At 74.2% G+C, this 24,227-nt stretch carries 19 protein-coding genes; 6 read left to right on the forward strand and 13 right to left on the reverse strand.

Annotated features, from left to right (window positions below):
• Nucleotides 1-5: 5 nt before the first annotated feature.
• Both FHX31_RS16150 and FHX31_RS16155 read right to left on the reverse strand, forming a co-directional pair.
• Nucleotides 6-839 carry a hypothetical protein gene (locus tag FHX31_RS16150; protein WP_123110407.1) on the reverse strand — a complete coding sequence of 278 codons (834 nt, stop codon included), beginning with the start codon at nucleotides 837-839 and terminating at the stop codon, nucleotides 6-8.
• 30 nt (nucleotides 840-869) lie between these two features.
• Nucleotides 870-1,211, reverse strand: coding sequence for a MazG-like family protein (locus FHX31_RS16155; RefSeq protein ID WP_013285966.1), 342 nt, complete (start codon nucleotides 1,209-1,211; stop codon nucleotides 870-872).
• 92 nt (nucleotides 1,212-1,303) lie between these two features.
• On the opposite strand from FHX31_RS16155, the gene gdhA reads away from it, so the two are divergent.
• Complete coding sequence (gdhA, locus tag FHX31_RS16160; protein WP_013477050.1) at nucleotides 1,304-2,635, forward strand: NADP-specific glutamate dehydrogenase; 1,332 nt, start codon at nucleotides 1,304-1,306, stop codon at nucleotides 2,633-2,635.
• A 152-nt stretch (nucleotides 2,636-2,787) separates the two neighbouring features.
• Nucleotides 2,788-4,149: a hypothetical protein gene (locus tag FHX31_RS16165; RefSeq protein ID WP_184976681.1), complete on the forward strand. Its 1,362-nt coding sequence runs from the start codon at nucleotides 2,788-2,790 to the stop codon at nucleotides 4,147-4,149.
• A gap of 7 nt (nucleotides 4,150-4,156) precedes the next feature.
• Here FHX31_RS16165 and FHX31_RS16170 read toward each other — a convergent pair whose 3' ends face one another.
• The gene (locus FHX31_RS16170) at nucleotides 4,157-4,930 is read right to left on the reverse strand and encodes a DedA family protein (RefSeq protein WP_013285963.1); all 774 of its coding nucleotides are present in this window, start codon (nucleotides 4,928-4,930) and stop codon (nucleotides 4,157-4,159) included.
• A gap of 66 nt (nucleotides 4,931-4,996) precedes the next feature.
• Between FHX31_RS16170 and FHX31_RS16175 the strand changes: the two genes are divergently transcribed.
• The gene (locus FHX31_RS16175) at nucleotides 4,997-5,689 is read left to right on the forward strand and encodes a carbon-nitrogen hydrolase family protein (protein WP_047891978.1); all 693 of its coding nucleotides are present in this window, start codon (nucleotides 4,997-4,999) and stop codon (nucleotides 5,687-5,689) included.
• A 3-nt stretch (nucleotides 5,690-5,692) separates the two neighbouring features.
• On the opposite strand, the gene FHX31_RS16180 is transcribed toward FHX31_RS16175, so the two are convergent.
• The 4 genes from FHX31_RS16180 to FHX31_RS16195 all read right to left on the reverse strand — a co-directional run bounded on the left by FHX31_RS16180 (nucleotide 5,693) and on the right by FHX31_RS16195 (nucleotide 9,360).
• Nucleotides 5,693-7,135, reverse strand: coding sequence for a serine/threonine-protein kinase (locus tag FHX31_RS16180; protein ID WP_013477053.1), 1,443 nt, complete (start codon nucleotides 7,133-7,135; stop codon nucleotides 5,693-5,695).
• Between the two features lie 62 nt (nucleotides 7,136-7,197).
• Nucleotides 7,198-8,034: an SAM-dependent methyltransferase gene (locus FHX31_RS16185; RefSeq protein WP_091331809.1), complete on the reverse strand. Its 837-nt coding sequence runs from the start codon at nucleotides 8,032-8,034 to the stop codon at nucleotides 7,198-7,200.
• A 75-nt stretch (nucleotides 8,035-8,109) separates the two neighbouring features.
• Entirely contained in the window at nucleotides 8,110-8,997 is an 888-nt protein-coding gene (locus FHX31_RS16190) for a helix-turn-helix domain-containing protein (RefSeq protein ID WP_030269104.1), read from the reverse strand.
• A 105-nt stretch (nucleotides 8,998-9,102) separates the two neighbouring features.
• A complete protein-coding gene (locus FHX31_RS16195; RefSeq protein WP_013285958.1) occupies nucleotides 9,103-9,360 on the reverse strand; it encodes a DUF397 domain-containing protein in 258 nt (85 codons plus the stop codon).
• Nucleotides 9,361-9,583: 223 nt separating this feature from the next.
• Here FHX31_RS16195 and FHX31_RS16200 point away from each other — a divergent pair, with 223 nt between their 5' ends.
• On the forward strand, nucleotides 9,584-10,219 hold the full coding sequence (locus FHX31_RS16200) for a GGDEF domain-containing protein (protein ID WP_030269102.1): 636 nt from the start codon (nucleotides 9,584-9,586) through the stop codon (nucleotides 10,217-10,219).
• An 88-nt stretch (nucleotides 10,220-10,307) separates the two neighbouring features.
• Here FHX31_RS16200 and FHX31_RS16205 read toward each other — a convergent pair whose 3' ends face one another.
• Nucleotides 10,308-10,802, reverse strand: a complete 495-nt coding sequence (locus FHX31_RS16205) for a type II toxin-antitoxin system PemK/MazF family toxin (protein WP_013285956.1) — start codon at nucleotides 10,800-10,802, stop codon at nucleotides 10,308-10,310.
• 218 nt (nucleotides 10,803-11,020) lie between these two features.
• On the opposite strand from FHX31_RS16205, the gene FHX31_RS16210 reads away from it, so the two are divergent.
• A complete protein-coding gene (locus FHX31_RS16210; protein ID WP_013285954.1) occupies nucleotides 11,021-11,533 on the forward strand; it encodes an NUDIX hydrolase in 513 nt (170 codons plus the stop codon).
• Between the two features lie 42 nt (nucleotides 11,534-11,575).
• A complete protein-coding gene (locus FHX31_RS16215) occupies nucleotides 11,576-12,790 on the forward strand; it encodes a hypothetical protein (protein WP_184976682.1) in 1,215 nt (404 codons plus the stop codon).
• On the opposite strand, the gene FHX31_RS16220 is transcribed toward FHX31_RS16215, so the two are convergent.
• The 5 genes from FHX31_RS16220 to FHX31_RS16240 all read right to left on the reverse strand — a co-directional run bounded on the left by FHX31_RS16220 (nucleotide 12,736) and on the right by FHX31_RS16240 (nucleotide 24,225).
• Complete coding sequence (locus tag FHX31_RS16220; RefSeq protein ID WP_184976683.1) at nucleotides 12,736-14,385, reverse strand: DUF885 domain-containing protein; 1,650 nt, start codon at nucleotides 14,383-14,385, stop codon at nucleotides 12,736-12,738. The two genes, FHX31_RS16215 and FHX31_RS16220, sit on opposite strands and share 55 nt — an antisense overlap.
• Nucleotides 14,386-14,479: 94 nt before the next feature.
• Nucleotides 14,480-19,966, reverse strand: coding sequence for a non-ribosomal peptide synthetase/MFS transporter (locus tag FHX31_RS16225; RefSeq protein WP_184976684.1), 5,487 nt, complete (start codon nucleotides 19,964-19,966; stop codon nucleotides 14,480-14,482).
• Complete coding sequence (locus tag FHX31_RS16230; protein WP_184976685.1) at nucleotides 19,966-23,085, reverse strand: non-ribosomal peptide synthetase; 3,120 nt, start codon at nucleotides 23,083-23,085, stop codon at nucleotides 19,966-19,968. The genes FHX31_RS16225 and FHX31_RS16230 overlap by 1 nt, the downstream gene beginning before the upstream one ends.
• Nucleotides 23,082-23,270 carry an MbtH family protein gene (locus FHX31_RS16235; protein ID WP_013285950.1) on the reverse strand — a complete coding sequence of 63 codons (189 nt, stop codon included), beginning with the start codon at nucleotides 23,268-23,270 and terminating at the stop codon, nucleotides 23,082-23,084. The genes FHX31_RS16230 and FHX31_RS16235 overlap by 4 nt, the downstream gene beginning before the upstream one ends.
• Before the next feature lies 1 nt (nucleotide 23,271).
• Complete coding sequence (locus FHX31_RS16240; protein ID WP_013285949.1) at nucleotides 23,272-24,225, reverse strand: TauD/TfdA family dioxygenase; 954 nt, start codon at nucleotides 24,223-24,225, stop codon at nucleotides 23,272-23,274.
• Nucleotides 24,226-24,227 lie beyond the last annotated feature (2 nt).

Genomic DNA, 24,227 nt, shown 5'->3' on the forward strand with positions numbered 1-24,227 from the left:
TACGCTCACTCCGCGGTGACGCTCACCGCGTTCGCGCCCCCGACCAGGTCGAGGTAGAGCCGGTCGGCAGCCCGGTCCCAGCCCGGTGAGCTGACCAGGTCACCGGCGGCGATCCCGCCGCGACGCTGGTCGTACAGGGTCAGGGAGCCGGCGCCGGAGGCCACCCGCACCCGGGCCGGCGGCCCGCCGGGCACGGTGACCGTGAGTTCGCTGACCCCGCCGGTCATCCGGACGGTGAGCGAGCCGTCGAGCCGTGGCAGCAGCAGCCGGGTACGCGACGCGCCGCCGACCAGGTCGATCCCGGCGAGCCGGGCCTCGCCCAGGTCGAGCCGCTGCTCGCTGACGCCGCCGAGCAGCCGCAGCCGCCAGGTGACCCGGGAGTTGAGCACCACCTCGACGGCGGCCGGGCCGGGGCGGCCGTTCTCCTCGATCCGCAGCCGGACCCGGTCGCCCACGAGCTGCGGGCGGGGCGTCACACCCGAGCCGTCCGGCGCGCCGATCCGGTAGAGGTCGTCGCCGAGGTCGGCGGCCCGCAGCGTGAACCGGGTCAGCCCGTCGACCAGCTCGAACTGGGCGCGCTGCCGGTTGCCGCGGGGCGCGGCGAGCGTCTCGGCGCCGGCCACCTCGGCGGCGCCCGCCCCGCCGGAGCCGCCGCCGGGAGCGGGCGACGGCGGGGCGCCGCCGGAGAAGACCACGCCGAGACGGGCCGGGTTGGACAGCGTCACCGCCACGGCCACCGCGCCGAGCACCACCACCAGCACCGCCGCCGCCGCGAGCAGCCGGGCTCCGCCGGACCAGCGGGGCCTGGCCAGGCCGGGGTCGTCCTCGAATGCGGTCATGGTCGTCCCCTCTCGCCGGTCCCCATCGGGTCATACGTCTGCGTCGGCGTCTCGGTTCATTCCCACTCCGGTACGCGAGCGCACCTTGCCGGCGCACGCGGCCAGCACGGCGTGCGCGTCCAGACCGAGACTCTCGATGGCGACCAGCGCGGTGAACGCCACGTCGGCCAGCTCGGCGGCGACCTCCTCGCGGGTGTGCGTCACCCCCTTGCGCGGGTTCTGCCCGAGCAGGCCGATCCAGGCCGCGGCGACCTCGCCGGCCTCCTCGCCGATCTTGAGGATGCGACAGGTCAGTTCGGTGTCGCCGCGGCCGTTCGCGGCGTCGAGCCAGGCGCGCGCGTCCCGCGCCGTCGTCCAGATGGTGGCGTCCACGCGGACCAGTGAACCGCACCCCACACACCGTTCGTATCCTGGGGCGACGCAGGCCGGAGGGCCTGCGTCCCAGGCGAGAGGAGGTGCCCGTGATGCCGGAGATCGTCGAGTCGGTGTTCGCCGGCGTGGTCGCCCGGAACCCGGGAGAGCCCGAGTTCCACCAGGCGGTCCGCGAGGTGCTGGAGAGCATCGGTCCGGCCCTGGCCCGGCATCCGGAGTACGCCGAGGTGGTCGAGCGCGTCTGCGAACCGGAGCGGCAGGTCATCTTCCGCGTGCCGTGGGAGGACGACCGGGGCCGGGTGCGGGTCAACCGCGGGTTCCGGGTGGAGTTCAACAGCGCGCTCGGCCCGTTCAAGGGCGGCCTGCGCTTCCACCCGTCGGTCTACCTGGGCATCGTGAAGTTCCTCGGGTTCGAGCAGATCTTCAAGAACGCGCTGACCGGGCTGTCCATCGGCGGCGGCAAGGGCGGCGCGGACTTCGACCCGAAGGGCCGCTCCGACCGCGAGGTGATGCGGTTCTGCCAGAGCTTCATGACCGAGCTGTACCGGCACATCGGCCCGCAGACCGACGTGCCCGCAGGTGACATCGGGGTGGGCGGCCGGGAGATCGGCTATCTGTTCGGGCAGTACAAGCGCATCACCAACCGGTACGACGCGGGCGTGCTCACCGGCAAGGGCCTGGCGTACGGGGGCGCGCAGGTGCGCCGGGAGGCGACCGGGTACGGGGCGGTGTTCTTCGCCGACGAGATGCTCCGCCAGGCCGGGGACAGCCTGGAGGGCAAGCGGGTCGTGGTGTCCGGCTCCGGCAACGTGGCCATCTACGCGATCGAGAAGGTGCACCAGCTCGGCGGCACCGTGGTGGCGTGCTCGGACTCCGGCGGCTACGTGGTCGACGAGAAGGGCATCGACCTGGCGTTGCTGCGCGAGCTGAAGGAGCAGCGCCGGGGACGGCTGGCCGAGTACGCGGAGCACGCGCGCAACGCGGTGGCGGTCGCGGACCGCAACGTGTGGGAGGTGCCCTGCGACCTTGCGCTGCCCTGCGCCACGCAGAACGAGATCGGCGGCGCGGAGGCGGCCGCGCTGGTAGCGGGCGGCTGCGTCGCGGTGGTGGAGGGGGCGAACATGCCCACCACGCCGGAGGCGGTGCGGATCCTCGGCCGGGCCGGGGTGCGGTTCGCCCCGGGCAAGGCCGCCAACGCCGGCGGGGTGGCGGTGAGCGGGCTGGAGATGCAGCAGAACGCCAGCCGCGACACGTGGACGTTCGGCGAGTCGGAGCAGCGGTTGCGCGAGATCATGCGGGACGTGCACGACAGGTGCTGGGCGACCGCTGAGGAGTTCGGCCTGCCCGGCGACTACGTGGCCGGGGCGAACATCCAGGGGTTCCGGCGGGTGGCCGAGGCGATGCTGGCGCACGGCCTGGTCTGAGCGGTCCGCGGGACGGACGCCGGCGGAGCGGTCACTCAGCGATTGACAGCTCTCGACGCCCGGCCTAGGTTCAGGGCGCTACCGGCCGGTAGGCATCCGTCCCGCGTCGTCACCCCCGTCCCGGGGTGGCACCCGTCCCCCGGGGAGCAGCGATGCAGCCCTCACCCGTCCGTCGCCGGCTGCTCGCCGTCGGCGCGGCCCTCGCGCTGACGCTCGGCCTCACCGGCGCGGCCCCCGCCGCCGCCACCACCGGCCGCGACGACGGCAGCGGCCCGCTGCCCGGCTACACCATCGTCAACCCGCCGCTGCCGCCGCTCGTGGTCGGCGGGGCCGCCACCACCGTGCGGCAGGGCGTGCACGCCAACGCCGGGTACGTCATCGAGATCCCGGCGCGCTGGAACGGCGAGCTGGTGATGTGGGCGCACGGCTACCGCGGCCAGGGCACCGAGCTGTCGCCGGAGCCGCCCGGCTTCGACCTGCGGCAGCGCCTGGTGGCGCAGGGGTACGCGTGGGCGTCGTCGTCGTACGACCGCAACGGCTACGACGTGCGCTCCGGCGTTCGCGGCACCCGCGCCCTGGCCGACCTGTTCAGCCGTACCGTCCGGCGCCCGCACCGGGTACTGATCGCCGGCGTCTCCATGGGCGGTCACGTCATCGGCCGGTCGCTGGAGCAGTACCCGGGCTACTACGCCGGGGCGCTGCCGATGTGCGGGGTGCTCGGCGACCAGGAGCTGTTCGACTTCTTCCTGGACTACAACCTGGTCGCGCAGGCGCTGGCCGGGGTGCGCGCGTACCCGACGCCGCCCGACTACCTGACCTCGGCGGTGCCCCGGATCCAGGTCACGCTCGGCCTCGCCGGGCTGACCCCGGGCGGCGCGGACACCACCAATGCGCTGGGCAAGCAGCTGCGCGCGGTCACAGTGGACCGTTCCGGCGGGCCGCGGCCGGGCGCCGACGCCGCGTTCGCGGTGTGGAAGGACTTCCTGTTCGGCATCGCCGTCGGCGAGGCGGACGGCTCCCCCGCCCGGCGGCCCGGCCAGCTCGCCACGAACCTGTTCACCAGGTACACGCCGAACCAGCCGGTGAACCTCAACGCCACGGTGCAGCGGGTCGCGCCGGAGAACCTGCGCCAGCGGCTCGCGCCCGGCCTGACCGAGGTGCCCCGGATCGCCGGGCGGCCCACCGCGCCGGTGCTGAGCCTGCACGGGCTCGGCGACCTGTTCGTGCCGTTGCGCATGGAGCAGGCGTACGCCCGGGACGTGGCCCGGCACGGCCGGTCCCGGCTGCTCGTGCAGCGGGCGGTGCGCACCGCGCAGCACTGCGAGTTCAGCCCGGCCGAGGCCGGCGCCGCCTGGGACGACCTGGTCCGCTGGGTCCGCACCGGCAAGCGGCCGGCCGGTGACGCGGTCACCGACCGGCGTGCGGTGGCGGCACCGGACTTCGGCTGCCGGTTCAGCGACCACGCCGCCCGGGCCGCCGGCGCCGGCACCCGCCCGCTCTACCCGCCGTGCTGACCCTGCCTCAGTCCTCCGCCCGGGAGTACCAGCCGCCCCGGTAGACGGTGCCCTGCGGGGTCGGCTGCGGCTCCGGCGGCGCCTCCGCCTCCTGCGGCACGTCCCCGGCGGTGCGGCGGGAGCGGCGGACCCGGCTGACCACGAACCAGCAGACACCGGCCACCACGGCCACGATGACGACCTTCTGGAACGTGCCCGCGTACGCCTCGACCACGTGCCACTGCTCGCCGAGCAGGTAACCGGCGAGCACGAACGTGGTGTTCCAGATCAGGCTGCCCAGCGCGGTGTAGAGCAGGAATACCGGAACCGGCATCCGTTCCACTCCGGCCGGGATGGAGATGAGACTGCGGAAGATCGGAATCATCCGGCCGAAGAACACCGCCTTGACGCCGTGGCGCAGGAACCACGCCTCGGTGCGGTCCACGTCCTCCAGCTTGATCAGCGGCAGCCGCGCGGCCAGGGCGCGCATCCGGTCCCGCCCGAGGGCCGCGCCGATGTAGTACAGCGCCAGCGCGCCCACGATCGACCCGAGCGTGGTCCAGAAGATGGCGCCGGCCAGGCTCATCCGGCCCTGGCTCGCGGTGAAGCCGGCCAGCGGCAGGATCACCTCGCTGGGGATGGGCGGGAACAGGTTCTCCAGGGCCACCGCGAGGCCGGCGCCCGGCCCACCGAGCCGTTCCATCAGGCCGGTCACCCAGCCGGCTACTCCGTCGCCGGACGGTTCCGCGGCCCGCGCGGTGCTCGCCCGGGGGACGGCGAGCAGCTGTGCGTTTCCGATCATCGGACCAACGTTACGGGGCGAAGCCGCGGACGACCACGCGTCATGGAAACCATTATCGTGTACGTCATGCGTACGCCGTTGCGGATCGCCGTCGCCCAGCCGCTGACCCGCTCCCACGACGTCGAGGGCAACGCCGCCCGGCACGCCGACGCGGTACGCGCCGCCGGGGCGCGCGTGGTGGTCTTCCCGGAGATGTCGCTGACCGGGTACGAGCTGACCGCCGCGCCGCTGGACCCGGCCGACCCGAGGCTCGCGCCTCTGCGGGCGGCCTGCGCCGAGACCGGCACGCTGGCGCTGGCCGGGGCGCCGGTGCCCGGCCCGCACATCGGGGTGCTCGTGATCGACGCGGAGGGCGTGCGGGTCGCGTACCGGAAGATGTTCCTGGGTGGCGCGGAGCCGCGGCACATGCGACCGGGCCGGGAGCCGGCGGTGCTCGATGTGGACGGCTGGCGGCTGGGGCTGGCGGTGTGCAAGGACACCGGCACGCCGGAGCACGCGGCGGCCACTGTGGCGCTCGGCGCGGACGCCTACCTGGCCGGGGTGCTCGAGTCGGCCGACGACGCGGCCGTGCCGGACGAACGCGCCCGCCGTGTCGCCGCCGAGCACGGTGTGTGGGTGGCGACGGCCAGTTTCGCCGGCTCGACCGGAGGCGGGTACGCGCGGGCCGCGGGTGGTTCCGGGATCTGGTCACCGGCGGGTGAGCCGGTGGTCCGCGCCGGCACGGGCGTCGGCGAGGTGGTCACCGGGACGCTGCGCTGACGGTCAGCCCTCGTCGGCGCCGCCGCGCAGCCGTTCGTAGCCGTCGATCAGCTTGCGCAGCGCGGCGGCGGTGACCGGATCGATCTTGTCGTCCTCGGCCGCGTCCTCGATCTTCTCCCGCAGGTCCTCGACCCGCTTGTCGCGGTCCTTCGGCTTGCCCCGGTCCAGCTCGGCGGCCTTCTTCCGCAGGTCGTCGGCCGTCTTGCGGTCGATCAGCCCGATCGCCTCGGCCCGGTCGAGCAGCTCACCGAACCGGTCGCCGAGCTGACGCAGCGTCACCGGCTCGGCTGCCGCCGACGTCGGCGCGGCACTGCTGGGCTCCGGGGCGGGCGGTTCGGCGGCACGCGTCGACGGGCCGGCGGTGGGCGCGGCGGCCGGCGGCGTGCCGGAGCCGTCGCCCCACACCAGCGAGCCGACCACCGCGAGCAGCAGCACCACGGCACCGGCGACGAGCAGCCCGAGCAGCCGGTTCGACGAGACCGCCGGGCGCGGCGGCGCGACGGGACGTGCCGGCGGGACCGGGCGGGACGCGGCGGCCGGGGACCGCTCGACGAGGGTGGGCGGGTGCGCCACCGGCGCCACTGTGGGCAGGATCGCGGTCGGCGGGTCCACCGGGCGGCCCGCGCCGAGCCGGTCGGCGAGCCGGGCCGCGGTGGGCCGCCGCTCCGGGTCCGCCGCCAGGCAGGCCAGGACCAGGTCGGCGATCTCCGGCGGCAGGCCGGGCACCCGCAGCGGCGGGACCGGCGGCCGGTTGCGCCGCACGTCCAGCACGTCGTCCCAGCTGCGCACCGGCAGCGGCGCCTGACCGGTGAGGCTGCGGTACAGCAGCACGCCGAGCGCGTACACGTCGCCGGCCGGGTTCGCCGGGCCGGGGTCGAGCCGTTCCGGGGCGAAGTAGGCGGGAGTGCCCATCAGCAGCGCGCCGGTCTGCCCGGTGACCGGGTGCGGGCCGGCGGGCGCGGCGATGCCGAAGTCGAGCACCTTCGCGCCGGTCTCGGTGAGCATCACGTTCGCCGGCTTGACGTCGCGGTGCACCACGCCGATCCGGTGCGCCGCGGCCAGCGCCCCGGCGACCTGCCCGGCCGTGCGGACCGCGTCCGGCCAGGCCAGCGGCCCGCCGGCCAGCCGGTCGGCGAGCGTCTGGCCCTCCACCAGCTCCATCACCAGGTACGGGACCACGACGCCGCCGTCCAGCGTCGCCTCGCCGTAGTCGTACACCTGGGTCACGTGCGGGTGGGTGAGCCGCGCCGCCGCGCGGGCCTCGCGCTGGATGACCGCCCGCAGTTGCGGATCGGCGGCGAGCTGCCCGGCGAGGGCCTTGACCGCGACGGGCCGGTGCAGCACCTCGTCGTCGGCGCGCCACACCTCGGACATCCCGCCGAGGCCGATGCGTTCGCGCAGGACATATCGGTCGTGCAGGCGCAGGGCGGGCGTGAAAGGCGACATGATGCCTCCAGTCTGCCCGTCCGGTCCCCGTGCCCGTCAACCGCCCGGCGCGAGGGCCCGGGTCAGGGCTTGCGGGCGACCCCGCCGTACATGCTGACGTCGACCACCGACGGGCGCGGCTCGGGCTCGCCGTCGGCGCGCCACTCGGCGACCGAGCAGACGCCCGGCTCGACCAGCTCCAGGCCGTCGAAGAAGCGCACGACCTCCTCCCGGCTGCGCAGGTTGATCACGCCGTGCGGACCGCCGCCGCGGGCTGCCGCCTTCGCCTCGGCGGCCAGCTCGTCCGGCAGGTAGTCGTGGGTGGCGTGCGAGGCGGCCAGGTAACTGCCGGCGGGCAACGCGTCCAGCAGGCGGCCGACGATCGCGTACGGATCTTCGCCGTCGGGCACGAAGTGCAGCACCGCCAGCAGCATCAACGCCACCGGCTGGGAGAGATCCAGCGTGCGGCGCAGGTCGGGGTGGGCGAGGATGCGCTCCGGGTCACGCAGGTCCGCGTCGAGGTAGGCGGTGGCGCCCTCGGGCGAGCTGGTGAGCAGCGCGCGGGCGTGGGCCAGCACGATCGGGTCGTTGTCGACGTAGACCACCCGGGCGCACGGGTCGGTCGACTGCGCCACCTCGTGCGTGTTGTCGGCGGTGGGGATGCCGGTGCCGATGTCCAGGAACTGCCGGATGCCCGCCTCGCCGGCCAGGTGCCGCACCGCGCGACGCAGGAACCGCCGGTTCTCCAGCGCGCTGATCCGGATGGTCGGGAACCGGGCGGCCATCGCGTCGCCGGAGTCGCGGTCGGCCTGGAAGTTGTCCTTGCCGCCGAGCCAGTAGTTGTACCGGCGGGCGGGATGCGCCACCGTGGTGTCGATCCGGCCCGACTCGGATGCCGTACCTGGTGCGTCGCTGGTCAAGGCCGCCTCCACGACTCGCGTGCCACCGTCCACTGTCTCCGGTCGCCGTCATGCTACTGCCCGGCGCCGCGCCGCTCAGGCCGGGTACAGCTCGTCGCGCATGCGGGCCAGCAACTCGGGGGTCCGCTCCGGCGGCGCGGCCTCCACGCACAACCTCTCCATCGCCTCGGCGTAGAAGTCGAGGTCGTCGCGCTTGTCCAGGTAGATCGCGCTGGTGAGCTGCTCGATGTAGACGATGTCGGGCAGGTCGGCGTCACCGAAGCGCAGGATGCTGAACGCGCCGCTGGCCGCGGCGTGCCCGCCGGCGGCGAACGGGACGATCTGCAACCGCACGTGCGGGCCCGAGGTCGCCTCGATCAGCGCGTCCATCTGCTCGCGCATCACCGCGGTGCCGCCGATCGGGCGGCGCAGCACCGCCTCGTCGAGCACCGCCCACAACTGCGGCGGGTTGGGGCGCCGCAGCAGTTCCTTACGCTGCATCCGCAGCTCCACCCGCCGGTCCAGCTCCGCCGCCGACGCGCTGCGGTGGCCGAGCAGGATCACCTCCCGGGCGTACGCGGCGGTCTGCAACAGGCCGGGCACGAACTGCACCTCGTACGTGCGGATCAGCGCGGCGGCCGCCTCCAGGCCCAGGTACGACTGGAACCAGGCGGGGAGCACATCGCCGTAGCGGTGCCACCAGCCCGGGCTGTTCGCGTCCCGGGCCAGCTTGAGCAGCGCGTCACGGTCCTCCGGAGCGGTGACGCCGTAGAGCGTGAGCAGGTCGGCCACGTCGCGCTCCTTGAAGCCGACCCGGCCCAGCTCCATCCGGCTGATCTTCGACTCCGACGAGCGGATCTCCCAGCCGGCCGTCTCGCGGCTGACCCCGGCGCTCTCCCGCAGCCGGCGCAACTGCCCGCCGAGCAGCATGCGCAGCACTGTCGGACCGCTTGTCGGACCACCCTCGACGGGCACCGTCGCCACCTGACCGCCCTCGCATCCCGACCGCCCCGGCCGGGCACCCTCCCGGACCGACGAGTAAGCATGCCATGAACCGACAGTGAGGTGAACTCCTCCGGACGGACGGAGTCAGTCCCGTGTACGGGACGGCGGGATCAGGTGGTCGAAGTCGCCGTCCCGGGCGCCGAGCACGAACGCGGCGATCTCGTCCACTGTGTAGATCAGTGCCGGACCCTCGGGGTGCCGGGAGTTGCGGACCGCGATGCCGCCACCGCCGGGCAACTCGGCCAGTTCGACGCAGTTGCCGCTGGGGTTGCTGCGGCGGCTCTTCAACCAGCGCATCGGTGGCAACTCGGTCACGGGCACGCCGTTCGGGGGTTGCTGCATGGGCGTCCTTCGGGATGAGCCAGCCGAGGCCGCGGGAGGAGCGGTGGGTGGCGACGTCTGTCGACTGAGGAGTGAGATGCACGTGCATCTGCTATTGCATCTGCAATGGACAGAGAGCATGATAACCGAAATACGGTGTGCCGGTTCGTTCACGCACGGTGACCCGAGCCCGGCCCCGGGACGCCGCTCCGCGCGGCTTCGGGACTGCGGTGAGGAGGACGCGTTGGCGGATCCGATGACCATCGCCTCCGGCATCTCCGCGGCGGGCGCGCTCGTCTCCGCCTGGCAGTTACGCCGCCGCGCGCTGCGCGCCGAAGCCGAGATCGAGCTGCTCCAGGCCGAGCTGGCCGCCGAGCGGCACGCCGCCAGCCACGATCCGCTCACCGGGCTGCCGAACCGCCGCGCGTTCTTCCGGCTGGCCGCCGCCCTGCTCACCGACCCCGCCGGGCAGCCACTCGTCGCGGTGGTGCTCGACCTGGACAACTTCAAGCAGGTCAACGACCGCTACGGACACGCCGCCGGAGACCAGGTGCTGGTCAGCGTGGCGCAGCGGCTCGCCGCGTTCGCCGGCCCCAACCTGGTGGCCCGGCTCGGCGGCGACGAGTTCGCCGGTCTGCTGGCCAGCCCGACGGCGGACCGCCGGTGGATCGAGCACGCCACCCGGCGGCTCTGCGAGGCGCTCGCCGCGCCGATCCCGCTGGGCGCGCGCAGCATCCAGGTCACCGCCTCGGTCGGGCTCGCGCCGGTGCACTGCCCCACCCAGCTCACCGACGCGCTCTGCCGCGCCGACGCGGCCATGTACGAGGCGAAGACGCTCGGCGCCGCCCGTCCGGCCCGCCAGCTCGTCGCGGAGTGCTGACCGGCCCGGTCCGGCGCTGCTCCGTGCCCGGTCGGTCCGCGTGCCCGGTCGGTCCGCCTCCCGGTCGGTGCAGGTCCCGGGTGCGCGGTCAGCGCCAGCCGTAGCCGGCGCGCAGCGCCTGCCCGACCCGGTCGAACCGCGGCCGGTCCAGCACCGCGCCCTCGCGGCGGATGCTGTCCTCGCGCATGGTGAGCACCCGGTCCAGGCGTACCCAGCTCGGCCGACTGTCCCGGTCCCACTCCCCCGGGCCGAGCGCCAGCCAGTGCCGCTGGCCGTCCCGGTCGCTCTGGCTGGACAGCATCAACCCGAACAACGTGCGGCTGTGCCGCCCCACCACCAGCACCGGACGGTCCTTGCCCTGGCGGGGATCGTCCTCGTAGGGCACCCAGGTCCACACGATCTCGCCCGGGTCGGCCTGCCCGTCCGGCTCCGGGGCGTACGACAACTCGCGGCGCTGCAACGCGCTGACCTGGCGGCGGCGCGCGACCTGCGCCGGGATCGGCCCGCCCGTGCGGGCCGGGGCGGGCACGACCCGGGTGATCCGGCCGAGCCGCGACGCCACGTTCTTCAACAGACCTGCCACGGCGGGCAGCCTAGCGGCCGGGGTGCGACCGCCCGGGAATCGGGTCGCCGGGCCGGGTACGCGATGCCATCATGCGCCGGTGACGGTGCCCCGCCACCAGATCCGCGCCGCGTCCACCGCCGGCGCCGCCGGCGGGGCGCCTCGCGAGGCGCGCTGTTAACAAGGGGCCCTTCTACTACCGGAGGCGTTAATAGGGGGCCCTTCCTTACGCTGGGGGCGTGGAGTTGCCCGACGATCTGCCGCTGTTCGAGCGCAGCGCGGTGCGGCTGGTGGTGCTCGACGCCGCCGACCGCCTGCTGCTGTTCCACACCCGCGACCCGGACCACCCGGACCTCGGCGTGTGGTGGGAGCTGCCCGGCGGCGGCCTGGACCCGGGTGAGACGTACCGGGAGGCGGCGGTACGCGAGCTGCGCGAGGAGACAGGTATCGCGATCGGCCCGGACGAGGTGGGCGCGCCGACGTGGCGGCGGCGGGCCAGCTTCCGGCACCGGCAGCGCCGCCACCTCCAGGACGAGGTGGTGGTGACGGTACGGCTGCCCGGCCCCGGGCCGGACGTGGACGAGGCGCTGCGGCTGGACTACGAGGTGGAGGACTACTTCGGGTTCCGCTGGTGGCCGCTGGCCGAGGTGCTCGCCGAGCGGCCGCGCTGCTATCCCGGGCGGCTGCCCGAGCTGCTGCCGGCGTTCCTGGCCGGGAAGGAGATCGATGAGCCGTTCGAACTGTGGTCGTGACCGGGGCGTGCCACCGGGCGCGGCGGCGGGCAGAGTGGAGCCGTGACTCCTCTGCGCGCACCCCTGGCCCGTTACGCCGAGCGGCTGCACCGCGCCGCCGGTGACACCCACCACGTCGCCTCCCCGCTGGGCGCCTGGCTGCTGCTGGCGCTGGCCGGCCCGGCCGCCGCCGGCGACGCCCGGGCGGCGCTGACCGAGGCGCTCGACGCCGACCCGGACGACGCCGCCGCCGAGGCCCGGGCGCTGCTCGCCGCGCCGCACCCGATGGTCGCCGCCGCCACCGCGCTGTGGGAGCGCACCCCGGCCGACGAGCTGGCCGCGTGGCGGGCCGCCCTGCCGGAGAACACCGAACGCGGTCCGCTGCCGGACCAGGCGGCGCTGGACGCCTGGGCCCGGGAGCGTACCGGCGGGCTGATCGACCGCTTCCCGGTCGACGTCGCCCCGGACACCCTGCTGGTCCTGGCCAGCGCGCTCGCGACCCGGGTGTCGTGGGCCGACCCGTTCGACACGGCCCCGGGCACGGATCTGGGCGCGGGCAGCGCCTGGGCCGGGCGGCTGAGCCGGGTGCTGCGGACACCGCCGTTCGGGCACCGCTGCTGGGTGGCGGCCACCGACCGGGCCGGTGACGTGGCGGTGCACGCGGTGCCGGCCCGCACCGGCGACGACGGCGCGGGGATGCTCGTGGTGTCGGTGGCCGCCGCGCCCGAGGTGCCCGCGGCCGACGTGCTGGCCGCCGCGCAGGAGCTGGCGAGTGCCGCCGCGCTCATCCCGGACTCCGTGCCGGGCCGCCTGTCACTGTTCGACCTGCCGCTGGGCGAGACGCCGCTGTGGACGCTGCGGGAGAAGCCGGTCAACACGTTCGCCCCGGACGGCCGGGAGGAACGCGCCACGGCGGTGCTGCCCTGCTGGTCGGCGCGCAGCGGGCACGACCTGACCGCACCCGGGTTCGGCTTCGACGCGGCGGCCCGGGTGCTCGGCGAACTGCTGGGCCTGGCCGGGCCGGGGTTCGACGCCGCGCAGTCCGCGGTGGCCCGGTTCGGGCGCTACGGTTTCGAGGCCGCCGCGGTGACCGCGTTCGGCATGGTGGCCGGCCTGCCGCCGGAGGGTGTCGCCCGCGTCGCCGAGCTGCGGTTCGGTCACCCGTACGCGGTCGTCGCGGTGACCACCGACCCGGCCGGTGGGCCGTGGCACGCGCTGCCTGTCTACTCCGCCTGGGTGGCCGACCCGGAGGAGCTGCCCGCCGACGAGGCCGGATAGGCGGCGAGCGCGCTCGTGAGCTGGTCCAGTCCCAGCGAGCCGAGTTCCAGCGCCCGGTTGTGGAACGCGCGCCGGTCGCCGGGGAACGCCGCGCGGCCGTCCCGCCACACCCGCTCCCCCACCTTGTAGGTCAGCGCCTGCCCGGGCCGGCCCAGGTAGCGGGCCAGTTCCAGTGGCGCGTACGGGCCCTGGTGGCAGCGCTCGCGCAGCAGGTCCAGCGCGGCGTCCGGCGTCCACCGCGCGCCGCCGCCGGAGGGCATCGGCAGCTTCAGGTGCAGGCCGATGTCGAGCACCACCCGGGCCGCCCGCAGCAACTGCATGAACAGGTGTCCCAGCCGGGCGCCCGGCTGCTCGTAGAGTCCCAGCTCGTCCATGAACCGCTCGGCGTACAGGGCCCAGCCCTCCTGGGCGCCGGAGAGCCCGCCGAGCAGGTTCAGCCGCTGACCGGGGCCGCCCCGGCACGCCTCCGAGCCGAGGTGCAGGTGGTGGCCGGGGACGCCCTCGTGGTACGCGGTGCTGTACGCCCACCAGGTGGAGAAGTGCTCCCGGCCCTCGGGCAGCAGCCACGAGACCCGGCCCGGCCGGGTCAGGTCCCGCGACGGCGCGATGTAGGCGGTGCCGCCCGACGTGGTGACCCGTGACTCGATGCGCCGCAGCGGTGCCGGGATGTCGAAGTGCGTGCCGTGCATCCGCTCGGTGGTGGCCTCCAGCAGCTCCTGGAGCCAGGCGGCGAACGCGTCCCGGCCGCGCAGGACGCCCGGCGCGTCGGGACGGTCGAGCCGGTCCCGCACCTCGGGCACGGTGCCGCCCAGGGTTCTCGCCTCGGCGATCAGTTCCGCCTCGATCGCGGTGAACTCGTCCCAGCCCCACGCGTACAACTCGCGCAGGTCCGGTTCCGCGCCGAGGAAGGCCCGCACCCAGAGGGCGTACCGCGCCGGGCCGAACGCCTCGTCGTCGTGCGCCCGGGGCGTCAGGTCCGCGGTGAGCGTCGCGGCGAATCTCCGGTACGCCTCCCGCGCGCCCTCGGCCGCCGCCTGCAACGAGGCGCGCTGCGGACCGTCGCCGTACCGCTGCACCAGGGCGATGTCGTCGTCGATCCAGGCGCGGCAGCGCCGCGTCACCAGCTCCACCTGACGCCGGGCCGGCAGGTGACCGCGCGCGGCGGCGAGCACGAGGCTCCGGGCGTACCCGTCGAGTGCGGCCGGGATCGCGGCCTGCCGCGCGCCGACGCGGGCCCAGCCGTCCTCGGCGGCCGCGTGCCCGGCGTCGCGGCCCGGTACGGCGGACTCGACGCACTGCCGGATGAGCTGGAGCGGGCCGGTGGCCGCGGCGTGCAGTTCCCGCAGGTCCTCCCCGGCGTCGTGGAAGGCGATCCGGGCGCGCAGCCGTTCGGCGAGGTGGGCGTGCAGCGGGGTCGCGGGCAGCGCCTCGATCCGGCGCAGGGCGCGGGCGGCGAGGTCGGCGCGGGCCTGGTGACCGTCCGGGCTGTAGTCGGTGAGGCCGTCGACATCCTGCTCGCCGGCCTCGACCACTGCGGCGCACGGATCGAGGCGCCCCATCTCCCGCAACAGCGCGTCGGTGACGTCCTCGCTCATCGCACCGATGCTAGCCCCGGTGATCAAGGAGTTCGCGCCGGCCGGAAGCCCGGAACCGACGCGAACTCCTTGATCAACCTGATGGGAGGCAGGGTCAGACCGAGACGAGTTCCTTCTTCTCGGCCTTGGCGGCCAGGCGCTTCTCACGCTCCTGGGCACCGATCAGGTCGTCCGGCAGGGAGTCCTCCACCTCCAGGTCGAACCGGCGCAGCAGCCGGATCGCGAACCCGCCCAGCGTGATGAGGATCAGCGCCGCGCCGAAGCAGATGTACGCGAAACCGATGCCCCGGCCCGGTCCGGTGCCGATCACCGCGCCCACCGAACCGGCCAGCGCCCCACCGGGTGCGAGCATCGGCTCGAACAGCGCGGTGGCGCCGGGCGCGAGCAGCGCGAACCCGATCGGCAGCGTCGACCAGGAGATGGTCTGGTTGAGGCTGAACACCCGGCCGTGGAAGCGCTGCGGCACCTTCACCTGGACGATCGTCGCGTAGATCGACTGCGCGGTGGTCATCGACATGGCCAGCCAGCAGAAGCCGACGCAGATCATCGCCACCGACGCGTCCAGGCCGATCAGCACGCAGCCGATCGCGGTGCCCAGGTTGCCGATCAGCACGCCGATCATCCGGCGCTTGCGCGGACCGCCCCACAGCGACATCAGCACGCCGCCGAGCACCGCGCCGACCGCCTCGGCCAGCGCCACCTGCGCCACCTGGGTCGGGCTGCCGAACGACAGCACCAGCGGCGTGATGAGCACCAGCGCGGGCGCCAGGAAGATGTTGCCCAGCGCGAAGTAGCCGAGCATCAGCCGGAACCCGCGGTGCCGCCACGAGTAGCGCATGCCGTTGGCGATGGCCACCAGCAGCCGTTCCCGGGGCCGCCAGCCCAGTGCGTCCGGGAAGCGGACCACGGCGAGGGTGAGCACCGCGAACACGTAGCTGGCCACGTCGACCAGCAGGATGCCCTTCAGCTCGATGGTGGCGAGCAGGCCGGCCGCGAACGCCGGCATGAGCAGCGTGGCCACACCGGTGGACAGCTGGGTGATGCCCATGGCGTGCCCGAGGTAGCGCTTGGGCACCAGCTGCGGCACCGCCGACTGGAACGCGATCCGCTGGAACGAACCGGCCACCGAACTGAGCGCCACCAGCATGTAGATGTGCCAGAGCACCAGGTTGTCGGTCCACAACAGGGCCGCCAGCACGAGCTGGACGGACCCGGCGAAGCAGCTCGCCGTCATCATGATCCGGCGCCGGCTGACCCGGTCGACAAGCGCGCCGGCCACCGGCAGCATGAGCACGCCGCAGATCAGCGCGAGCGCCCAGAGCAGGCCGAGGTTCGCCACCGAGCCGGTGCGGTTGAACAGCCAGATCGGCAGCGCGAACGCGGTCAGCGCGGAACCGGTGCTGGAGATGAGCTGACCGGTCGTGATGGCCATGAACCGGCCCATGCTCGGCTTGACCGTCTTGGTGGGCTTGCGGTCCTCGCCCACCCGCAGCGTGTCGGCCACCACCCAGCCGGCGTCCTCGCCCCGGGCCTCCGGCGTCAGCGCGCTGACGTCACCGGCGACCACCGCCGGGTGCACCTGCGTGACGATCTCGGCCAGTTCCTCGGCGCGGTACTTGAGGAAGAAGTGCCCGGCCTGGTCGAGGACGACGAGGCCGAGCGTGTCGCTGAGGAACTGCCACTCGGCGTACCGCTCGCGGTAGTAGTCGGTCACCGGGTCCTCGGAGCCGACCACCGAGATGATCGGCGTCCGGAGCTTCGCCGCCTGCTGGTCCAGCAGCCGGGTGAAGTACTCCTCCGAGGCGCGGGAGTCGGCCCGCATGTTGCTGATGATCCGGTCGGCCTGCTCCGGGTCCAGCTCGTCGGTGTCCACACCCATCGACTTGAGCCAGCTCGCGGAGTGCCTGTTGCTGCTGAGCCGCTCGAGGCGGTCGCGGAGCGCCGCGATCACGCCCTTCGGGCGGGCGAACGGGAACATGGCGCCGATGTAGACGGCCTCCAGCTCCCGGCCGGCCGCCTCGACCTTGCGGGCCACGTCGGCGAGGATGGCGCTGCCCACGCCGCAGTGGCCGTACAGGGCGATCGGTCCCTCGACCCGCTCCAGGATCTCGTCGGCCACCCGGCTGGTCAGCTCGTCGAACGGCAGCGCGTCCTCGCTCAGACCCACGTCGTGGCCGGGGATCGCCAGCGACCACAGCCCGTACCCGGCCGGCAGCGCGTCGGCCAGCGGCTGGTAGACGATCGCGCTGCCGCCGCCGTACGGGACGCAGACGTACGTCAGCACCCGCTTGCCCACCGGGATCGGCTTGGTCAGCTCGTAGAGCAGCCGGCGCGGCCCTTCCTGCGCGGCGTCGCCGGAGATGAACGCGGCGAGGTCGCGGATGGTGCGCTGCTGGAACAGGTCCATCACGCCGACCGCCCGGCCGCCCAGCTCCGCCTTGCGGATCTTGGCGACGACCTGGGTGGCGAGCATCGAGTGCCCGCCCAGGTCGAAGAAGTCGTCGTCGATGCCGAGCGTGTCCACGCCCAGCACCTCGGACCAGATCGCGGCGAGCGCCCGCTCTATGTCGTCGCGCGGCTCCACGAGCGCCACCGACGCCTCGCGGGTGACCACCGGCGCGGGCAGCGCCTTGCGGTCCAGCTTGCCGTTGGGGGTCAGCGGCAGCGCGTCGAGCGTGACGAACGCGGCCGGCACCATGTACTCGGGCAGCGTGTCCTTCAGCGCCGCCTTCAGCGCGGCGTGCTCGGCCTCCCCGACCAGGTACGCGGTGAGCCGCTTGTCGCCCGGGCTGTCCTCGCGGACGATCACCGTGGCCTCGGTGACGCCCGGCTGATCGCGCAGCGCGCTCTCGATCTCGCCCAGCTCGATGCGCAGACCGCGCAGCTTGACCTGGTGGTCGATGCGGCCCAGGAACTCGATCACCCCGGCGCCGTCCGGGCCGACGACCCAGCGGGCCAGGTCGCCGGTGCGGTAGAGGCGAGCGCCCGGCTCGGCGGAGAACGGGTCGGGGACGAACTTCTCCGCGGTCAGCGCGGGTCGGCGGTGGTAGCCGCGGGCCAGCCCGGCACCGCCGATGTGCAGCTCACCGGCCACCCCGACCGGGCACTGCGCGCCGGACGGGTCGAGCACGTGCAGCCGCAGGTTGGCGATCGGCGCGCCGATCGGCACGCTCGTCACCTGCGCGAGCCGGTCCGGCTCGCACGCCCAGGCGGTCACGTCGATGGCCGCCTCGGTCGGGCCGTACAGGTTGTGCAGGCCGCACCAGGGCAGCCGGGCGGTGAAGTCGGTGGCCGAGGCCAGCGGCAGCTCCTCGCCGGAGCAGATCACCCGGCGCAGCGCGGTGGCCGCCTCCACGCCGTCCTCGGCGAGGAAGACGGTCAGCATCGACGGGACGAAGTGGGCGGTGGTGATCCGCTCGGACACCAGCAGGTCGCGCAGGTAACCGGCGTCCTTGTGGCCGCCGGGCTTGGCCAGCACCAGGCGGGCGCCGGTGCGCAGCGGCCAGAAGAACTCCCACACCGACACGTCGAAGCTGGCCGGGGTCTTCTGGAGCACCGCGTCGTCGGCGCCGAGGCCGTACGTCTTCTGCATCCAGTCGAGCCGGTTGACGATGCCCCGGTGTGTGTTCGGCACGCCCTTCGGGCGGCCGGTGGACCCGGAGGTGTAGATGACGTACGCCAGGTTCTCCGGCCCGGCGGCCGGTGCCGGGTCGGTGTCGGGCCGGTCGGCCCAGACCGTGGCGTCGTCGAGTTCGAGCACCGTGGCGCCGGTGTCGGGCAGCACGTCGCGCAGGTGCGACTGAACGAGCACCACAGGCGCGTCCGCGTCGCCGACCATGAACGCGAGCCGGTCGGCCGGGTACTCCGGGTCCAGCGGCAGGTACGCGCCGCCGGCCTTGAGCACGCCGAGCAGGCCGGCGACCAGTTCCACCGACCGTTCCGCGCAGACGCCGACCAGGGTCTCCGGGCCGACACCGGCCGCGCGCAGCCGGTGCGCGACGCGGTTGGCCTGCGCGTTCAGCTCGGCGTACGTGCGGCTGTGCCCGTCGATGGTGACCGCGACCGCGTCCGGGGTGGCCGCGGCGCGCTCCTCGATCGGGCCGTGCAGCGTCTCGGTGCGCGGGAAGTCGGCTGTGGTGTCGTTCCAGGCGGCCAGCAGGTCCCGCTCGGCGGCGGGCAGCAGCGGCAGCCGGGACACCGGGGTGTCCGGCGCGGCGACGACGGCGTCCAGCAGCGCGGTCCACCGCTGCGCCATCCGCTCCACCGTGGCCCGGTCGAACAGGTCGGTGTTGAAGACCAGCTTGCCCCAGAGCCCGTCGACGGTCTCCACCGCGTGCAGCTCGAAGTCGAACCGGGTGGCCTGCAACTCCATCGGGGTCCAGGAGAACGTGACCTCGTCGGTGCGGGACACGCCGCGGAAGCGGCCCATCTCGTAGTTCTGGAGCACGAACATGGTCTGGAACACCGGGGAGCGGCTGACGTCGCGCGGCAGGCCCAGCTCGTGGACCACCTTGGCGAACGGCACCTCGGCGTGCTCGAACCCGTCGAGCACGGTACGGCGGGTGCGCTCCAGCAGCTCGGCGAACGTCGGATCGTCGGCCAGGTCGGCGCGCAGCGGCAGCATGTTGATGAACATGCCGACGACGTTCTCCAGCTCCGGCGCGGACCGGCCGGCCACCGACGCGCCGATGGCGAAGTCGTCCTGGCCGGCGTGCCGGGCCAGCAGCACCTGGTACGCGGCGAGCAGCGTCATGAACAGGGTGCCGCCGCTGTCCCGGGTGAGCGCGTTGAGCGTCTCGGTGGCGGACGGGTCGAGCTGGAACTCGACGAAGTCACCCCGGTAGGTCTGGGTGGCCGGGCGGGGCCGGTCCAGCGGCAGTTCCAGCGGGGTGATGCCGGCCAGCTGCTGCTTCCAGTAGTCGACGTGCGCCCGGGCCTGCGGGCCGTCCAGCTCCTGGGCCTCCCAGACGGCGAAGTCGCCGTACTGGATCGGCAGGGCGGGCGGTTCGCCGCCCCGGTAGAGCGTGATCAGGTCGCGCAGCAGCACGTCCACCGACCAGCCGTCGCCGACGATGTGGTGCTGGGCGAGGAACAGCACGTGGTCGTCGGCGGTCAGCCGGATCAGCAGGGCCCGCAGCAGCGGGCCGTTGGCCAGATCGAACGGCTCGGCCGCCGCCGCGTCGACGAGGGCCTGCGCGGCGGCCTCGTCGGGCGCCTCCACCACTGTGAGCGGCACGTCGGCGGTGTCCGCGACGACCACTGTGGGACGGCCGTCGGCGTCGGCCGGGAAGCGGGTGCGCTGCGACTCGTGCCGGTCGGCGAGCGCGGTCAGGGCGGCGCGCAGCGCGTCCACGTCGAGTGGTCCGCGTACCCGCAGCGGCACCGCGATGTGGTACGCCGCCTCGCCCGGGGCGAGCTGGTCCATGAACCAGACCCGCTCCTGGGCGTAGGACAGCGGCACCTCCGCGCCGGACGGGCGGGGGGTGATCCGGGCCGCGGGGGCGGTCTGGCGGGCGCGTAGCCGTCGGGCGATCAGCGCCTGCCGGGCCGCCTCGCGGGCCGGATCCTTCAGGTCGGTCATCAGTTGGTTCCCTCTTCCGCCGCGAGCAGCGCGGCGACCTCGGTGTCGGAGAGCCCGTCGATTTCGGCGGCGATCCGCTGTTCGATCTGGGCGGCCAGTTCCGCCACCACGGGGCTGCTGAACAGCGCCCGCATGGGCAGGTCGACGTCCACCTCGGCGCGGATCCGGGCCATCGCCCGCATGCCGCGCAGCGAGTTGCCACCGAGGGCGAAGAAGTCGTCCAGGGCACCGACCTTCTCCACCTGGAGGATCTCGGCGTACACCTCGGCGACCAGACCCTCGGCCTCGGTGCGGGGCGCGACGTAGCTGTCCTGGGCCTGCTCGGCCGCCGCCGGGGCGGGCAGCGCGGCGCGGTCCAGCTTGCCGTTGGGCGTGAGCGGCAGCGCGTCCAGCCGGACCAGAGCGGCCGGCACCAGGTGCGCGGGCAGTTCGCGGGCCAGTTCGGCACGGACCGAGTCCTCGTGGGCCGGGCCCACCAGGTAGCCGACGAGCGTCGGCTCACCGCCGTCGGTGCGGACCGCAGCGGCGGCGGCGCGCACGTCCGGGTGGGCCAGCAGCGCCGCCTCGACCTCGCCCAGCTCGATCCGCATGCCGCGCACCTTGACCTGGTCGTCGCGGCGGCCCAGGTAGTCCAGCGTGCCGTCGGCACGCCAGCGGGCCAGGTCGCCGGTGGCGTACATCCGGGCGCCGGGCGGGCCGTACGGGCAGGGCAGGAACCGCTCGGCGGTGAGGCCGGGCCGGTCGTGGTAGCCGCGGGCGAGCTGGGTGCCGGTGACGTACAGCTCCCCCACCACGCCCGGCGGCACCGGCCGCAGCGCGGCGTCGAGCAGCAGCGCCCGGGTGTTCCAGGTGGGCGTGCCGATCGGCACCGGACCGGCCGGGACCGGCTCGCCGGGGGCGATGCGGGCCGCGACGCAGCCCACTGTGGCCTCCGTCGGGCCGTACTCGTTGATCACCGCCACGTCGGGGTGCGCGGCCCGCCAGGCGGCGAGCTGCTCCCCGGTCAGCGCCTCGCCGCCGATCACCAGGTCGGCCGTCGGCGACAGCTCGCCGTCGAGCAGCGGCAGGTGGCTCGGCGTGACCTTGAGGAACGCGGGCCGGCCACCGGCGCGGGCGGCGGGCTCGTCGATCGCGGCGAGCCGTACCGTGCCGCCGGCGGTGAGCGTGCCGAGCAGACCGGTGACGGTCAGGTCGAACGACACCGGCGAGTGCAGCAGCGCCACCCCGGCCAGCCCCGGGTAGGTGGCGCGGGCCCAGGCCAGGTACGCGGTGACCGCCCGGTGCTCGACCACCACGCCCTTCGGGCGGCCGGTGGAGCCGGAGGTGTAGAGCACGTACGCCGGGTGCTCCGGGCGCAGCGGCGCGACCCGGTCGGCGTCGGTGAGGTCGTCGCCGGACTGGTCCGAGCCGACCTCGCCGTCGAGCACCAGCGCGTCGCCGGGCACCAGGCCGGCCGTGTCCGGCGCGGTCACCACCAGCGCGGGCGCGGCGTCCTCCACGAGGTACGCGATCCGGCCGGCCGGATACGCGGTGTCCACCGGCACGTACGCGGCACCGGACTTGAGCACCGCCAGCATCGCCACGACCAGATCGCAGGAGCGGGGCAGCGCCAGCGCGACCCGGGTCTCCGGGCCGGCGCCGCGCGCCACCAGCAGCCGGGCCAGCCGGTTCGCGGCGGTGTTCAGCTCGCCGTAACCGAGCGTCACGCCGTCGCAGACCAGCGCCGCCGCGTCCGGGGTGGCGGCGGCCTGCCGCTGCACCTCCTCGACCACAGTGGTCACCGGCACGTCGTGGGCGGTGTCGTTCCAGGTGCCGAGCACCCGGTCCCGCTCGGTGTCGGTGAGCAGCGGCAGCGCGCCGACCGTACGCTCCGGCTCGGCGACGGCGGCGGCGAGCAGCCGTACGTAGCGGCGGACCACCGTCTCGGCCGTGGCCCGGTCGAACAGCTCGGTGCGGTACACCAGGCGGCAGTCGCCGGTGGTGATGTCGAAGGCCAGGTCGTCCTTCGTCGTGCCCAGCTCGACCGGGTCGAGGCCGGAGTCCGGGATCCAGTTCAGCGCGGTCTGGAAGATCGGCTGCACCGACGGGTCACGCTGCGGGTCGACCGCCTCGACGATCTTCTGGAACGGTGTCTGCCCGTGCTCCATGGCGTCGATCAGGCCGTTGCGGACGCGGCCCAGCAGCGCCGCGAACGTCGGGTCGCCGGAGACGTCGCAGCGCAGCGCCACCGGGTTGACGAACATGCCGATCAGCGGCGTCAGCTCCGGGTTGTCCCGGCCCGCGGTGGAGACGCCGACCACCACGTCGGCGTCGCCGGAGATCCGCGACAGCAGCGCCGCGAAACCCGCCAGCAGCACCATGTACGGGGTGGCCTGCGCGCCGGTGGCCAGCGCGCCGATGCGGTCCAGCAGCCCGTCGGGCAGCGTGAAGCGCACCTCGTCACCGGCGAAGCCGAGCTGGGCCGGGCGGGGCCGGTCCAGCGGCAGGCCGGTGACCGGCGGCGCCCCGGCCAGGTGACCGGTCCAGAACGCGAGCTGCCGGTCCAGCTCCTCGCCGGTGAGCTGCTGGCGCTGCCAGACCGCGAAGTCCGCGTACTGGATGGGCAGCTCGGGCACGGCGGGCTCGGCGCCGGTGCGCGCGGCCTCGCAGAACGCGACCAGCTCGGCGTGGAGCAGCACCGCCGAGTGGCTGTCGAAGACGGCGTGGTGCACCACGAACGCCAGCGCCAGCCCTTCCTCCATCCGGATCAGCCGGGCCCGCCACAGCGGCGCCGCGTCCAGCGGGATCGGCGTGCGGGCCATCTCGCCGCGGATGCGCTCGAACTCGGCCCGCTGCTCACCGGCCGGCAGGTGGGTGATGTCGGTGACGGGCAGCAGCGCCGGCTCGTGGGCGCGCACGACCTGCACCAGCGCGCCGTCGTCGGTCCGCAGGTGGGTACGCAGCGCCTCGTGCCGGGCGATGACCCGGTTGACCACGTCGCCGGCCGTGTCCGCGTCCACGTCGGCCGGGAACAGCCACGGGAAGGACACGTTGAACACCGGCGACCCGGCGTCGAGCTGGTTGGCCATCCACACCCGCTCCTGGGCGTAGGAGGCCGGGAAGGTCCACTCCTGCGTCATGAGAGGGCCTCGCGCACCGAGCGGGGACGCATGTCGGTCCAGACCTCGTCGACGTGGGCCAGGCACTCCTCGCGGCTGCCGGCGAAGCCGGTGTCGTGCCAGCCGGCGGGCAGGTCCCGGTCGGCCGACCAGATCGAGTACTGCTCCTCGTCGTTGCGGACGACCAGGAATCGGGGTTCGGCCATGTCAGTTCGCTCCTGCGTTCTCGGGGGTGTACGGCTCGGCCATCGCCACGGCGATCTTGCGGGGACCGGTGAACGGTTCCCGGCCGTGCGCGGCGGTCATGTTGTCCACCACCAGCACGTCGTCGCGCTGGTAGTCGAAGCGGACCGTCGCGGCCCGGTAGGCGGCGCGCAGGTGGTCCATGACGTCGGCGGGGATCTCGCCGCCGTCGCCGTAGTAGGTGTTCGACGGCAGCCCGTCGGCGCCGAACATGGCCAGCAGCCCCTCCTGGTAGTCGGCAGGCAGGGTGCTGAGGTGGAAGAAGGTGGCGTGGTTGAACCAGCGCGGGGTGTCCGAGCCGGGCCGGTGGTGCACCGCGTCGCGGACCGCGCGGGTACGCAGGCCGTCCTTGCCGACCCACTCCACTGTGATCCCGTTGTCAGCCGCGTACGCCTCGACCTCGGCGCGGCTCTCGGTGTTGAACACCTCCTGCCAGCGGGTGCCGAAGTCGCCGTGGAAGTTGCGCACCAGCATCCACCGGCGGCGGACGAACTCCTCGCGGACCGCCGGGTCGATCAGCTCGTACACCCGGCGCACGTCGGCCAGCGGCGTGGCGCCCTGGGTCTGCGGCGGCGTGACGCAGTAGAAGAACAGCGTCAGCGGCCAGCGCGCCTGGTACGAGTTCTCGTTGTGCAGGAAGATCTCCTCGTCCGGCGGGTAGTCGGTCGAGGTGTAGACCCGGCCCTTGATGGAGTGCCGGGGCGAGGAGCGCTCGGTGTAGGTCAGCGGCTCGCCGGCCAGTGCGCGGACGGCCTGGTCGAAGCCGTCCACGCCGCCCACGTCGAAGCCGCGGAACAGCAGCCCTCCGCTCGCGACGAGGGTGTCCCGCAGCTCGGCACGCCGGGCCGTGATCAGGTCGGTCAGCGCCCGGCCGTCGCTCTCGACGACCACCGGCAGCGTCGTGGTTGTCTCGCTCATGG

It is taken from the genome of Micromonospora sp. CNZ286, assembly GCF_014207755.1.